Genomic DNA, 13,920 nt, shown 5'->3' with positions numbered 1-13,920 from the left:
AGGAGTCAGACAGTCGGAGATAAGTTCGATTGTCGAAAGGGAAAGAGCCCAGACCACCAGCTAAGGTCCCAAAGTACATGTTAAGTGGAAAAGGATGTGAGATTTCAAAGACAACTAGGATGTTGGCTTAGAAGCAGCCATACATTCAAAGAGTGCGTAATAGCTCACTAGTCGAGAGATTTTGCGCCGAAAATGTCCGGGGCTAAAACATGACACCGAAGCTGTGGGATGTAGAAATACATCGGTAGAGGAGCATTGTGCAGATGAAGAAGCGGGATCGGAAGGCACCGTGGAGGATGCACAAGAGAGAATGCCGGAATGAGTAGCGAGATGGAAGTGAGAATCTTTCAGGCCGAATATCCAAGGTTTCCAGAGTAAAGCTGATCTGCTCTGGGTAAGTCGGGGCCTAAGGCGAGGGCGAAAGCCGTAGTCGATGGAGAACTGGTGATAATTCCAGTACCTTGTAGGAACAGAACTGTGGGGACGCAGGAAGATAAGAAGAGCCGGGAAAGGAAAGACCGGTATAAGCGCAAAGGCGGAGCGGGGGAGATACCGCGAGAAAGCTGAAGCGTGATAAGGAGCGAAGGGAAGTAGCGAAGCTTCTGAATCTAAACTGCCAAGAAAAGCCACTATAGATTGTTACAAGCCCGTACCGCAAACCGACACAGGTGGATGAGGAGAGAATCCTAAGGCCGACGGGAGAAGCGTTGTTAAGGAACTCGGCAAAATGACCCCGTAACTTCGGGAAAAGGGGTGCCGGAGAGAAACCGGCCACAGAAAAAAGGCCCAAGCGACTGTTTAGCAAAAACACAGGTCTCTGCGAAACCGAAAGGTGAAGTATAGGGGCTGACGCCTGCCCGGTGCTGGAAGGTTAAGGGGAATGGTTAGACGCGAGTCGAAGCTAGGAACTTAAGCCCCAGTAAACGGCGGCCGTAACTATAACGGTCCTAAGGTAGCGAAATTCCTTGTCGGGTAAGTTCCGACCCGCACGAAAGGCGTAACGATTTGGGCACTGTCTCAACAACGCGCCCGGTGAAGTTGAAGTACTGGTAAAGATGCCAGTTACCCGCGACAGGACGGAAAGACCCCATGGAGCTTTACTCTAGCTTGATATTGGGACTTGATACTGCATGTACAGGATAGGAGGGAGACTGAGAAACTAGCCCGTCAGGGTTGGTGGAGTCGCTGTTGGGATACCTCCCTTGTAGTATTAGGTTTCTAACCTCGTGCCGTAAACCGGTACAGGGACAGTGTCAGGTGGGGAGTTTGACTGGGGCGGTCGCCTCCGAAAGGGTATCGGAGGCGCTCAAAGGTCATCTCAGAATGGTTAGGAATCATTCGCAGAGTGTAAAGGCAGAAGATGGCTTGACTGTGACACCAACAAGTGGAGCAGGTACGAAAGTAGGACTTAGTGATCCGGTGGTAAGAAAGTGGGATTGCCATCGCTCAACGGATAAAAGCTACCCTGGGGATAACAGGCTAATCACTCCCAAGAGTTCACATCGACGGAGTGGTTTGGCACCTCGATGTCGGCTCATCGCATCCTGGGGCTGAATTCGGTCCCAAGGGTTGGGCTGTTCGCCCATTAAAGCGGTACGCGAGCTGGGTTCAGAACGTCGTGAGACAGTTCGGTCCCTATCCGTCGTGGGCGCAGGATATTTGAGAGGAGCTGTCCTTAGTACGAGAGGACCGGGATGGACTGACCTCTGGTGAATCTGTTGTTTTACCAAGAGCATAGCAGAGTAGCCAAGTTGGGAAGGGATAAACGCTGAAGGCATCTAAGCGTGAAGCCCCCCTCAAGATAAGATATCCCATTCGAAAGAAGTAAGACCCCTGGAAGACGACCAGGTTGATAGGCTCTGGGTGTAAGTGCAGTAATGCACTGAGCTGAGGAGTACTAATCGGTCGAGGCCTTGAACTAAGAAAGTCCAAGCGGGCTTTCCTGGGAATCAAGATTGTATATGAATGCAAAGCGCCTGACATTTGAAGTCTGAGCATCAGTTTTTCTTGTTTAATAATTTTTTGTTGGTTTGCCGATTGTCTAATGTCGGACACGTAATATCGGCCCATTGGTCAAGCGGTTAAGACGCAGCCCTCTCAAGGCTGAATCGGGGGTTCGATTCCCCCATGGGTCATTGCCTTTAGGGGATTTTTATTTTAAACGGCTTTTTTGGGGGCCTTTAGCTCAGTTGGTTAGAGCAACCGGCTCATAACCGGTCGGTCTAGGGTTCGAGTCCCTGAAGGCCCATTAATTTAATCATTAGCCCGAGTGGCGGAATAGGTAGACGCACAGGACTTAAAATCCTGCGGTAGCGATACCGTGCCGGTTCGAGTCCGGCCTCGGGCACTTTGTGTGCATAGCTCAGCTGGATAGAGCGTCTGGCTACGGACCAGAAGGTCGGGAGTTCGAATCTTCTTGCACACGCTGAAAGCTTATAGATTGCAGTAATTGCGGTTTGTAGGCTTTTTTTGTTTACAGTTCAGGCAAGCAGGGAGTTATGCTTGATGCGACCGGAGAGCTTGCTTTTCCGGGAAGTATCAAGTATAACTGCCTATTTGCGGAACGCATTCACCGATAATTCGCTGCAAGCGAATTATCGGTGGCTTGCCTGAACTGTAAAGCTGGCAGTCCTATGTATACTTGATACGACCGGAGAGCTTGCTCTCGCGGGAAGTATCAAGTATAACTGCCTATTTGCGGAACGCATTCACCGATAATTCGCTGCAAGCGAATTATCGGTGACTTGCCTGAACTGTTGCTATAGCAGGCAATTATAACAGATACGACCGGAGAGCTTGCTCTCTAAAGGTATATCAAGTATAACTATCCACTTGCGAAACATGCTGATAATTCTTTTACAGAGAATTATCAGCGGCTGGCCTAAACTGTAAAGCCGGCAGACTTATGCTTACTATACGACCGGAGAGCTTGCTCTCGCGGGAAGTATCAAGTATAACTTCCTATTTGCGGAACATGCTGATAATTCTCTTACAGTGAATTATCAGCGGCTTGCCTGAACTGTTGCTATAGCAGGCAATTATAGCAGATACGACCGGAGAGCTTGCGCTCCAGAGGCATAGTAAGTATAATTAAGATTGATATCAGCAGAAGTTGTAAATAGATGATGCAGTCAAATCATTGCCGACACAGGAAAGGAAGGAATATGGACAGAGAACAGCTTATCAATCAACTGATTCAGGTAAGACCAAGTCCAAAGCAACTCAGGCAGGAGGAAATGGAGTTTTACGGATTCATTCATTTTTCCATAAATACTTTTACAGATAAGGAATGGGGAGATGGGACAGAAGATCCGGTGTTATTTTGCCCGACAGCCTTGGATACGGATCAATGGGCTGAAATTGCGCGGGCGGCAGGAATGAAAGGCCTGATTTTAACCTGTAAACATCATGACGGTTTTTGCTTATGGCCCAGTAAATATACAGAACATTCGGTTAAAAACTCAGCCTATCAGCAAGGCAAAGGTGATGTGATCAGAGAATTTGTCGAGTCCTGCCATAAATACGGCTTAAAAGCGGGAATATATCTTTCGCCCTGGGATAGAAACTGCAAAAAATATGGCTGCGGCAGAGAGTATGATGATTTTTTTGTGAATCAATTAACGGAATTGTTAAGCGGATACGGTGAAATCTTTACGGTATGGTTCGACGGCGCCTGCGGGGAAGGCGAGAATGGGAAGAAGCAAAAATATGACTGGGAAAGGTATTATGAAGTAATCCGAAGATTGCAGCCGGAGGCCACGATCAGTATTTGCGGGCCCGATATTCGCTGGTGCGGCAATGAAGCGGGAAAGACGCGGAAAAGCGAATGGAGCGTAGTTGCTGCCAGAATGGCCAATAATGAGAAAATTGCAGGTGCCAGTCAGCAGGAAGATGATATTACATTCCGGCAAAAGGAAATCAGGAGCAGTGAAGAAGATTTAGGAAGCATCGACAGGCTGAAAAATGAAACAAGCTTTATCTGGTATCCGGCGGAAGTAGATGTCTCTATCCGGCCGGGCTGGTTTTATCATCAGGCGGAAGATCATCAGGTGAAATCAGCCGAGAAATTATTTGAGCTTTATTTAAAATCGGCAGGCGGAAATGCAATGCTGCTTTTAAATATTCCGCCCGATAAGGAAGGAAAAATAGCAGATTCCGACGAAAAAAGCCTAAGAGAATTGGGGCGGCAGATTCGTGAAAAGTTTACCCATAATTTGTTGGAGTGCGGCACAATCACAGCTACTGCTGCGGCAATAGATTGCGAAGCGGAAAATATGCGCAAGGAAGGATATGAAAAATGGTATCAGCCGCAGCTTTTGGCTGACGAACCGATTTCTGTGAAAATAAGATGGAAAGTGCCGCAAAATATTCGATACATCGTCTTAAAGGAAAATATTCCAAATAGCCAGCGGGTAGAAAGTTTTAAAATAAAATCGGAATATCAGCAAAAAGAATGGATTTATCAAGGTACGACCATCGGCCATAAAAAAATTGCAGAGCTGCCGGCAGATTTTAAAAGTGATTGCCTGGAAATTATTTTTGAGGAATATCGGGTTTGTCCCCAAATCAGCTTTATTGGCGTGTACTGAGAGATATATTTTTATTTGCAGAACAGAGAAAATACGATATTAAAAAACGTTTTATCAAATATGGACGAGTCGGCAGCAGAAAGTTTTTTAATCGGAAAAACAGATTGGAAAAAAGTTTATATAGAAAAGGAGATCAAATGTATAAGCCGTTAAATTTTAGTGCGTTTTTAAGCAATTTTGAGGAATTAAAACCTTTTTTTCCCGAAGCGGAGGAGTATAAAAAAATAGGAGGAACCCCTTATATTTTTACGTCATTGCACATTGCCGAGGAAAATACGGCTGATTACGCCGGGCGGATTAAAGAAATGTGCGCTCAGATCAGGGCAATGGGTTATCAGCTGATTGCCGATGTGTCAAAAAAAACACTGGAGTATGTCAAAAAAGATGATATTGTTGAGGTTGCCAGGGAATACGGGATTTCGATTTTACGGCCGGATTTTGGTTTCAGCCGGGAAGAACTGGCGCAAATTGCCGCGCAAATACCGATTTGCGTTAATGCTACTATTTTAAAAGAAGATGAAATTGAAGCTATCCGTGGAGCGGGTGGTGAAGTTTATGCTATGCATAATTATTATCCCAGGCCGGAAACGGGGCTGGACGATGTTTTTTTCCGGCAGCGCAATGACTGGCTAAAGGCCAAAGGGATTCCGGTGATGGCTTTTATTGCCGGCAATGTTTTTAAGCGGGGGCCGATTTTTGAGGGGCTGCCGACCTTGGAACAGCATCGCGGTCTGCCGCCGTATGTTGCCTATCTGGATTTGGCGCTGAACTTTGGGATTGAAGATATTTATGTCGGTGACGGCGCAATCAGCCGGGAAGAATGGGAAAAAATCGAATATTTCCGCCAGACCGGCGAGCTTTATCTGCCGGTGCAAACGCTGTCGGATAAATATGATGAATATTTATTTGGCCGAAGTTATACGGTGCGGGTAGATTCGCCCCGCTGGGTAAAGCGTTTGCAGGAGTCAAGGGAGTTTGCGGCGGCCGGTCGGGAGATTGAACCGGTGATGGCACTGCCGCGTAAGGCGGGCAGCGTAACAATTGATAATATCAGGTACGGCCGCTATTCAGGCGAGATGCAAATTGTAGCTGAGGATTTGCCGCTGGATGAAAGGGTCAATGTGATTGCCCGGATTTCGGCGAAATATTTGCCGCTCCTGCCGCTGATTAAAAATGAACAAAAGGTTCGCTTTTTTAAGGAAAATTAAGTCCGGTTCAGGCAAGCTGCCAAGCTGCCAAAAAAGAAATCAAGTCTATGTGACCGGAATACCGGCAGGGACAGGCAGCGGTTTTTGAGTTCCTAAAAATTGGCTTCAGGGCCGAAAAAGAGAAAGAGAGCAGAGATGTCAGATTATATTATTACCTATACGGGAAAGCGCTTTTACCCGCTGCGCCCGGAGATAGAAGCGATTGATGTTTGCGATATTGCCCGGGCGCTGTCACTGATGACCAGAGCCAATGGGCATTTGCCGCATTTTTATTCGGTCGGGCAGCATTGCGTGAATTGCGTGCGGGAAGCCAAGGCCAGAAATTACTCTAAACGGGTGCAGTTGGGCTGCCTTTTGCATGATGCCAGTGAAGCCTATCTGTCGGATATTACCCGGCCGGTAAAACAGTATTTAAGCAATTACAAAGAGTTTGAGAGCGGGCTGCAAAATAAGATCTTTGAACGCTTTGGCTTGGCCGGACTGACGGAAGCGGAACTTCATTTGATTTTTTTGATTGACGATACTATTTTGCAGCATGAGTTTTTAACACTGAAGGGCATGCCGGTTTTTGAGATCGATTTGCCGGTATATTCGGTGCCGGACACTTCGGAACGCGTCTTTAGTGAAGTGGAAGCAGAGTTTTTAAGTTTGTATCAAGCATTGAAATAAAAGCGGGATAATACATTTTTTAGAAAAATAGAAATCTGCATTAGAAGGCGCATAGGCAAAACACACAAAAAACAAAAGAAAACATTGTAGTTTTCCGCCAAAAAGCATAAAATCTCTTTACAAAAAACGAAAAAGGTGTTAAAGTAAACTTACTGGTAATGACAACATAACAACATGATGACAAGATAATAGGAGAATGCTATGAAAAAGGTTTGGCAAAGGGTAATAGTTTCATTATTGGTTGTGATGGTTTCGGTAAGTGGTTTGACGGGCTGCACCGGGAATGAAAAGGACAGTAAAGGGGAAAAATTAAGGGTGGCCATTGTGTGTTCTTCGGCGGGGCAAAATGACAATGGTTATAACGAATCGGCAGTTAACGGTGCTAAAAAAGTAGCGCAGGAGTTTGGAACAGAGTATAAAGTGGTTGAGCCGACAACCGGTGTTCCGCAAGCGTTGGAAACTTTGGCTGAGGATGGTTACAAGATAATTTTTAATTTGGAGTATGATTTTGAGGCCTTAATTAAAGGAACCGGAGGGGCAAAGCCCATTGCCGAAAGGTACCCCGACACAACTTTTATTTGTATGAACGATGATCCGAATAAGGATGAGAATGGGAAAAAGATTCATAAAAATGTGATCAGTGTTCTCTTTGATGTGCATGAAGCATCTTTTGTGGCCGGAGCATTAACAGCACTGGTAACGGAAAATGCCGAAACTCTTTTTGGCACGGAAAATTATCAATTTACCAAGCCTGAAAACGGCGGCCGGACAGTAGGCTTTATCGGCGGCACCAATTCTAACGGGATTACGGTGTTTTCCTATGGCTATATCGAAGGTATTAATTATGAAGCGGCTAAAATGGATGTAAAGTATGATTACTACTCGAAATATGATGCCGGTTTTACCGATTCTTCGACGGGCGGTACCGTAGCGGCTACCTATTTTAATCAGGGGGCCAATGTCGTATTTTCTGTAGCCGGTTCCGTGGGGGATGGCGTGGCAGCCAAAGCCAAAGAAGTAAAAAAATTGGCGATCCAGGTAGATGCCAATAAAGACAGCCAGCAGCCGGGATATGTTTTAACCAGTGTTATTAAAAATACGGAAGTTCCGGTTTATGAAATTGTGAAAGCGGGAGTTGAGGGCAAGTTAGGGGAAATGGAACAAGTTCAGTATTATTCTCTTTCTACCGGCGCTACCTCAATTACGGATTTGGCGGAAATTGAAAAACATATTGCTGAGAGCGGCAAAGCTAAGTGGGAAGAGATTAAAAAGGAAGTCGATGAGGTCGTGTCCTTGATTAAAAACGGCACCATCAAGGTGACAAATGCTCAAAACGGCGAAGAGTTTAAAGCGGAGAATTGCCCGAATGTGACCATTAAATAATTCGACTTTTCATGTTCGAGAAAACCGTCTTTTTTAGGCAGGGTGCGCGCCTGCGAAAAAAGCGAAGCGTTCGGTCAGGGGAAATGGAGTAAATAACTTTAGCTTTCTGAAAAGGTGAAAAACCATGGCAAATATGATAGAAACCAGAGATTTGACTAAAAAGTTTGGAGATTTTACCGCTAACGATCGGATTAATTTACAGGTGAAAGAAGGAGAAATTAAATGTATCGTTGGCGAAAACGGAGCAGGCAAAACAACTTTAATGAACATGCTTTACGGTTTGCTCCAGCCGACCAGCGGTGAAATTTGGATTAAAGGTCAAAAGACAGTGCTGAAAAGTCCTTTGGAGGCAATTGCGGCGGGAATCGGCATGGTTCATCAGCATTTCAAATTGGTTCCGAGTCTGACCGTTTATGAAAATATTTTGTTAGGCTCGGAAATTACCAAAACAAAGGGCAAGTTTCGGCTGCCGTTGATTGATCGTCAGGCTGAGATTGACAATGTATATCGGCTGATGGAGAAATATCGTTTTTCACTGGATCCGATGGAAAGGGTAGAGGATATTTCGGTAGGCAGCAGGCAAAGAATTGAAATATTGAAAATGCTGTACCGGAATGTAGATATTTTGATTTTGGATGAGCCGACAGCAGTGCTCACACCGCAGGAAGCGGACCAGCTGATTGTAACGCTGAAAGAACTGCAGGCAAAAGGAAAAACCATCATTATCATTACCCATAAGCTGCGAGAAGTGATGGAGTTGGCCGACAGTGTGACTGTGATCAAACAGGGCCGAGTGGTTGGTGATGTTCGAAAGCAGGACACCAGCGAAAAACAATTAGCGCAAATGATGGTGGGCCGGGATGTGGTTTTGAGAGTTGAAAATCAGTCAAAATCTCAAGCGTCAGATGAGATTCGATATGAGGTCAAGGATTTAGCGACCGTGAATGATCAGGGCAAAGAGGTCGTGGCCGGCGTTTCATTTTATGCCCGTCAGGGTGAGATTCTGGGAATTGCCGGGGTAGAAGGCAATGGCCAGTCGGAACTGGTTAAACTAATGACCGGTTTGATGTGTTCCACCCGCGGCCGGATTAGTATGAACGGAAAGGATGTTACCAATTGGTGGCCGGAACAGCTCAGAAGCGCCGGGATGGGAATTATTCCGGAAGACAGATATGCGCAGGGGCTGTGCCGGGAGATGAGCCTGTCGGAAAATTGCATAGCCGGGTATCATAATCGGGCGGATGTGTGCTGGCATGGTTTCCATCGCACCAAGGAAATTGATCACAAAAGAGACCGTTTTATTGAGGACTTTGATATTCGTTTAAGCAACGTGAAAGGTTTAATTGGCAGCTTGTCCGGCGGAAATGCGCAAAAAGTAATTATCGCCCGGGAATTATCGGCCGGGCCAAAATTGCTGATTGCCTGTCAGCCGACCAGAGGAGTAGACATTGGTTCCATTGAATTTATTCACAAGCAGCTTTTACAATTCAAAGAAGCGGGCAATACTGTTATTTTGGTTTCCAGCGAGTTGTCGGAGATCATGAGTTTATCTGACCGGGTATTGGTTATGTACAAAGGAAAAATTTCCGGTGAAGTACAGCCAAAAGAAGTAAGTTCGGCTCAGATCGGACTTTTGATGGCAGGCATTACGGCGGCGGAGGAATAAGATATGCAAAAGGAAACTGTGCTCAAAACAATTTTAAATTCATTGATTCCGATTATAGCTGCATTTATTTTAGGCGGTATCGTCATTTTGCTGCTCGGAGAAAATCCCCTGACCACCTATGGAATTTTAATCAGCAAGTCCTTGTTTACCGGCAAAGGTATCTTAAATACATTGCATTATGCAGCGCCGATGATCCTGACGGGATTGGCGATTGCAGTAACATTTAAGGCGAATATTTACAACATGGGCGTAGAGGGACAAATGCTGCTGGGCGGATTTTTTGCCGGCATTGTAGGTGCATATTTTCCGATGGAAAATTCGGTGCTGAGTAAGCTTTTGTGCTTTGCAGTGGCGATATTGTGCGGTATGCTGTTTGCACTGATTCCGGCACTGCTCAAAGCCAAATGCGGAGTCAATGAGATGGTTGTCACTTTAATGCTGAATTATGCGGTAGCCAAGAGTTTGGAATTTTTAACGACGGGTGTATTTAGGGACAAGGCGGCCGGTTATGTGGCGACGCCGCTGATTGGTGAAGGCGCGATGTTTCACCGGTTAGGCAATTTTCGAATTACCTTGTTTTTCGGAATAGCGCTGCTGCTTCTACTGCTGATGATAGTAGTCATGCAGTATTCAAAACTGGGTTATGAGATCAGGGCAATCGGGAAAAACTCTGAATTTGCCGAAGCAACCGGAATGAACGTAGGCAAAAAGATCATTATTTTAATGCTGATTAGCGGAGCGCTGTCGGGAATCGCCGGCGCAGGCTGGATGCTGAGTGACCAGTTTAAGTATACGCTGAGTTTTTCGGAAAATCCGGGACTGGGCTGGGATGGTATGCTGATTGCTCTGCTGGGTGGTCATTCGCCACTGGGGATTTTGTTTGCTGCTGTTTTTTACGCTGCTTTAAAAACGGGCAGTGACAGCATTAATATGTATACCTCGGTGCCGAAGGAAATCATTGAGATCATTCAGGCCATTATTATCTTATTTTTAGCAGTTAAGTTTATCGGGGAAAAAGTCAAACTGTTTTCGGCAAATCGAAAAGGAGGGCGGGCTAAGTAATGGAAATGTGGGCAAATATTTTATATGATACGATCTATCATAGCACGCCGATCATTTTATGTACCTTAGGAGGGCTCTTTGCCTACAAGGCCAATGTTTTGAACATTGCCCTGGAGGGCATGATGCTCAATGCAGCGTTTGTGTCTGTTCTGGTGCAATACTTAACAGACAGCTTACCATTGGCAATTATGGCGGCGCTTATCAGTACGCTGCTGTGGGGCGTGGTATTTTCGGTTTTGGGAATTCGCTGCCGAGGGAATGTGATTGTCATTGGCTTAGGAATTAATTTGATGACGGCGGCGATTTCAAAGTTTATCTTAAAAATCATGGGTTTAGCCAATATCAGCTTGCAAAACATCGGCGCGACAGATTTTAAAATAGAATTGCCGATTCTAAAAGATGTGCCGTTAGTGAGAGTGCTGAGTGGTCATCCGCTTATTACTTATTTGGCTTTTGCGGCGATTGTGCTGACGGCGGTTGTTTTATATCAGACGAAGTTCGGCATTTATATTCGGGTGGTTGGTGAAAATGAGGATTCGGCAATCAGTTTGGGGATTAAAAGCACTTGGTATAAATATGCGGCAGTCCTTTTGGGAGCGTTTTTCTGTGCTTTGGCAGGGATTAATTTATCTTTGGAAAGAATGGCTATGTTTACCTGCGGGATGACAGCCGGCCGGGGTTTCATTGCTATCGCCGCCATTTACTGCGGCCAGGGAAAGCCGGGAGCATCTTCCTTTTACGCACTGTTATTTGCTGTCGCCAGGGCATTATCCATCAATTTAAGCATTTATGCCGGACCGGCGGCGGGAATGTTTGATACAATCCCCTATGTTGTAATGGTTATCGTATTGGCGGTATCATCGTATATGAAATATAAAAATGCTAAGGTTAGAAATTATAAATTAGGTTAGGAGTGTATTATGGGCAAAACGGCATTGTTAGTAGTAGATATGGTTCGGGATTTTACGGACCCGGAAGGTTTGGTGTTTTATCCGAAAAACCGCGAAATTTTGCCGAATATTAAAAAAGTCACGGAAAAATGCAGGGAAAAGGATATTTTGATCATTTTTTTGCAGCATTTTAACCGGCGGGATAAACCGGACAGAAAAGCGGGAAATATGCGGCCGAACTGTCTGGAAGGAACTTTTGGAATAGAGATTGATCCGATGCTGACGGTTGATTTGAAAAAAGACTATGTGATCCGAAAACGTCGATACAGCGGCTTTTTTGGCACAGATTTAGATTTGGTCTTAAGAGAAAATGATGTAAAAAACTTGATTGTCACGGGAACCAAAACAAATTGCTGCATTCGGGCGACAGTGACGGACGCTTTTTATCTGGATTATACCCCGTATGTGGTCAGGGAATGTGTGGCTACCAACTCAGATGTAGTCAACGAGGTGCATCTGGATGATATCGACCGGTATCTCGGCCAGGTGGTTACGATGGAAGAATTATTTGATTTACTCGATCAAGGCAGACTTTAGGAGGAAATGATGGACGTACTTACCAGCGGCTATGTCAGCATGGATCATATTATCAAAATTGACCGGCCGGCCCGAATCGGATTCACTTCTCTGGTGACCAATCCGTCCAACTCGGTTATTCGCTATGGCGGTTGTTCCGTTAATATTGCGTATGCCTTGTGCCGGCTGGGGATTTCGTCTATGCCGGTGCTGAGAGTGGGGCCGGATTATGAGACTAACGGATTTAAGAGTTTTTTAGAGGAAGGCGGCGTTTCTTTAAACGCTGCGACCATAGTGGAGAGTGAAACAACCAGCACCTGCTATTTGCTTGAGGATAACAATAATGATCATATTACTGTTTTCTATCCGGGGGCAATGAACGGCTGCTATGCCAAACCGCTGCCGGACCATTTGTTTGCCGGTCTTAAACTGGGTGTAATTACGGTGGCGTCACGGCAGGATAATGAATATTTTTTTGAGCAGTGTCTTAAGCATGAGGTACCGATTGCTTTTGGAATGAAGGCGGATTTTGATGCTTTTCCGAAGGATTTTTTAAAACGGTTGCTGGCGGAATCCCGAATCATTTTTATGAATTCGGCGGAAAAAGAGGAAATCAAAGCCATGTATGGTTTGAGCCAGATTGAACAACTGTTTGACCACAGCCGCGCCCAGTTTTTAGTGACGACTTTGGGCAAAGCAGGCAGCGTTTGTTACAGCAGGCTGGAGAGGGGAATCGGGAGAGAAGAAGTAGGAGCCTATCCTGTGGACGGAATTATAGATGCAACCGGAGCAGGGGATGCCTATATTGCCGGTTTTCTGTATGGCTATTTAAAGGGACATTCAGCGGTGGATTGTTGCCGGTTAGGCAGCGCGATGTCATACTTTGTTTTGCAGGCGGAGGGCTGCTGCACTAATTTGCCGACGGAGCAGGAATTATTAGCCAAGGTTGCTCTTAAATCAGAAAATTAGAGTATGACGGCGAGAAAGACCGCAGGAAAAGAAAATTGGGAGAGCATGGATTTAATCACAGAAAAATCAAGGATGAAAATTACTCAGCAAAATTCGGAAGAAAGGAAAAACCCAGATACTTTATAGTCTGGTTGGGTTATATAAAAGTTTATGAGCACATTATATATGGGATTGGATCAAAGTTCTGTTGCCAAATATGTTTTATTGTCCGGGGATCCTTGGCGGGTAGAAACGGTTAAAAATTATTTGCAGGAGCCCAGGCAAATCGCGTTTAAACGGGAGTTCAATACTTATACCGGCTGGTATAAGGGGGTGGAAATTACGGTTAGCTCGACCGGTATCGGTGCTCCTTCGGCGGCCATTGCCATGGAAGAAATGTATGAGGCGGGCATGGAAACGGCGATTCGAATGGGAACAGCTATGTCGTTGCAGGATGATATGCTGGGACACTTTTTGATACCGCTGGCGGCATTAAGAAGAGAGGGCACCAGCTGCGCTTATGTTGATCTCAGTTATCCGGCGGTGGCGGATATTGAACTGGTCAATGCAATGAATGAAGTTGTGCGGCAAACGGGAAGACAATATCGAAATGGTTTAAACTGCACCTTGGATGGCTTTTATCGGGAAATGCATGAGTCCAGATTTTCAAAAGAATGCGGGCAGGATATGAGCCGGACATTTACCGAACTAAAAAAACTGGGAGTTATCGGCATTGACATGGAGTCTTCCTGTATTTTGACCTTGGGCAGACTGATGGGGGTAAAAACCTGTGTTTTAACGATGGTAACGGTTTTAGAAAACTTAAAGCAGACTTTAAAGGGAAACGATAGAACGGAGGCAGAGGATTTACTTTGCCGGACGGCACTGGAAGGAATTTACCATTATCATCAGCAGAAGGAGAAATAAAA

At 45.5% G+C, this 13,920-nt stretch carries 10 protein-coding genes, 4 tRNA genes and 1 rRNA gene (1 of these 15 running past the window's edge); all 15 read left to right on the top strand.

What is annotated here, in order from left to right:
* Window positions 1-1,923, top strand: a 23S ribosomal RNA gene (locus tag C3V36_01795) (it extends 968 nt beyond the left edge of the window).
* A gap of 140 nt (window positions 1,924-2,063) precedes the next feature.
* Window positions 2,064-2,135 (top strand) — tRNA-Glu (locus tag C3V36_01790).
* A 39-nt stretch (window positions 2,136-2,174) separates the two neighbouring features.
* Window positions 2,175-2,248 (top strand) — tRNA-Met (locus tag C3V36_01785).
* 15 nt (window positions 2,249-2,263) lie between these two features.
* Window positions 2,264-2,347: transfer RNA gene (locus C3V36_01780), tRNA-Leu, on the top strand.
* A gap of 4 nt (window positions 2,348-2,351) precedes the next feature.
* Window positions 2,352-2,425: transfer RNA gene (locus tag C3V36_01775), tRNA-Arg, on the top strand.
* Between the two features lie 739 nt (window positions 2,426-3,164).
* A complete protein-coding gene (locus C3V36_01770) occupies window positions 3,165-4,589 on the top strand; it encodes an alpha-fucosidase (protein ID AVM68099.1) in 1,425 nt (474 codons plus the stop codon).
* A complete protein-coding gene (locus C3V36_01765; protein AVM68098.1) occupies window positions 4,556-5,797 on the top strand; it encodes a DUF871 domain-containing protein in 1,242 nt (413 codons plus the stop codon). The genes C3V36_01770 and C3V36_01765 overlap by 34 nt, the downstream gene beginning before the upstream one ends.
* A 135-nt stretch (window positions 5,798-5,932) precedes the next feature.
* Window positions 5,933-6,466 (top strand): phosphohydrolase, encoded by a 534-nt coding sequence (locus C3V36_01760; protein ID AVM68097.1) that lies wholly within the window; start codon window positions 5,933-5,935, stop codon window positions 6,464-6,466.
* A gap of 201 nt (window positions 6,467-6,667) precedes the next feature.
* Window positions 6,668-7,849: a BMP family ABC transporter substrate-binding protein gene (locus C3V36_01755; GenBank protein ID AVM68096.1), complete on the top strand. Its 1,182-nt coding sequence runs from the start codon at window positions 6,668-6,670 to the stop codon at window positions 7,847-7,849.
* A gap of 124 nt (window positions 7,850-7,973) precedes the next feature.
* Window positions 7,974-9,515, top strand: coding sequence for an ABC transporter ATP-binding protein (locus tag C3V36_01750; protein AVM68095.1), 1,542 nt, complete (start codon window positions 7,974-7,976; stop codon window positions 9,513-9,515).
* A gap of 3 nt (window positions 9,516-9,518) precedes the next feature.
* Window positions 9,519-10,577: an ABC transporter permease gene (locus tag C3V36_01745; GenBank protein AVM68094.1), complete on the top strand. Its 1,059-nt coding sequence runs from the start codon at window positions 9,519-9,521 to the stop codon at window positions 10,575-10,577.
* Entirely contained in the window at window positions 10,577-11,488 is a 912-nt protein-coding gene (locus C3V36_01740) for an ABC transporter permease (protein ID AVM68093.1), read from the top strand. The genes C3V36_01745 and C3V36_01740 overlap by 1 nt, the downstream gene beginning before the upstream one ends.
* A 9-nt stretch (window positions 11,489-11,497) precedes the next feature.
* Window positions 11,498-12,064, top strand: a complete 567-nt coding sequence (locus C3V36_01735) for a cysteine hydrolase (GenBank protein ID AVM68092.1) — start codon at window positions 11,498-11,500, stop codon at window positions 12,062-12,064.
* A gap of 6 nt (window positions 12,065-12,070) precedes the next feature.
* Window positions 12,071-13,012 carry a kinase gene (locus C3V36_01730; protein ID AVM68091.1) on the top strand — a complete coding sequence of 314 codons (942 nt, stop codon included), beginning with the start codon at window positions 12,071-12,073 and terminating at the stop codon, window positions 13,010-13,012.
* Between the two features lie 150 nt (window positions 13,013-13,162).
* Window positions 13,163-13,918, top strand: a complete 756-nt coding sequence (locus C3V36_01725; GenBank protein AVM68090.1) for a uridine phosphorylase — start codon at window positions 13,163-13,165, stop codon at window positions 13,916-13,918.
* The last annotated feature ends 2 nt before the right edge of the window (window positions 13,919-13,920 follow it).

Source organism: Lachnospiraceae bacterium oral taxon 500 (assembly GCA_002999035.1).
In the GTDB taxonomy this organism is placed as follows: Bacteria; Bacillota; Clostridia; order Lachnospirales; family Vallitaleaceae; genus W11650.
The sequence above is the reverse complement of the archived record's forward strand: the minus strand, read 5'-3'. Positions and strand labels throughout refer to the sequence as shown.

Coding starts and splice junctions, on each gene's coding strand:
- C3V36_01770 (AVM68099.1), top strand. CDS start 3,165: ATGGACAGAGAACAGCTTATCAATCAACTGATTCAGGTAAGACCAAGT.
- C3V36_01760 (AVM68097.1), top strand. CDS start 5,933: ATGTCAGATTATATTATTACCTATACGGGAAAGCGCTTTTACCCGCTG.
- C3V36_01755 (AVM68096.1), top strand. CDS start 6,668: ATGAAAAAGGTTTGGCAAAGGGTAATAGTTTCATTATTGGTTGTGATG.
- C3V36_01750 (AVM68095.1), top strand. CDS start 7,974: ATGGCAAATATGATAGAAACCAGAGATTTGACTAAAAAGTTTGGAGAT.
- C3V36_01745 (AVM68094.1), top strand. CDS start 9,519: ATGCAAAAGGAAACTGTGCTCAAAACAATTTTAAATTCATTGATTCCG.
- C3V36_01740 (AVM68093.1), top strand. CDS start 10,577: ATGGAAATGTGGGCAAATATTTTATATGATACGATCTATCATAGCACG.
- C3V36_01735 (AVM68092.1), top strand. CDS start 11,498: ATGGGCAAAACGGCATTGTTAGTAGTAGATATGGTTCGGGATTTTACG.
- C3V36_01730 (AVM68091.1), top strand. CDS start 12,071: ATGATGGACGTACTTACCAGCGGCTATGTCAGCATGGATCATATTATC.
- C3V36_01725 (AVM68090.1), top strand. CDS start 13,163: ATGAGCACATTATATATGGGATTGGATCAAAGTTCTGTTGCCAAATAT.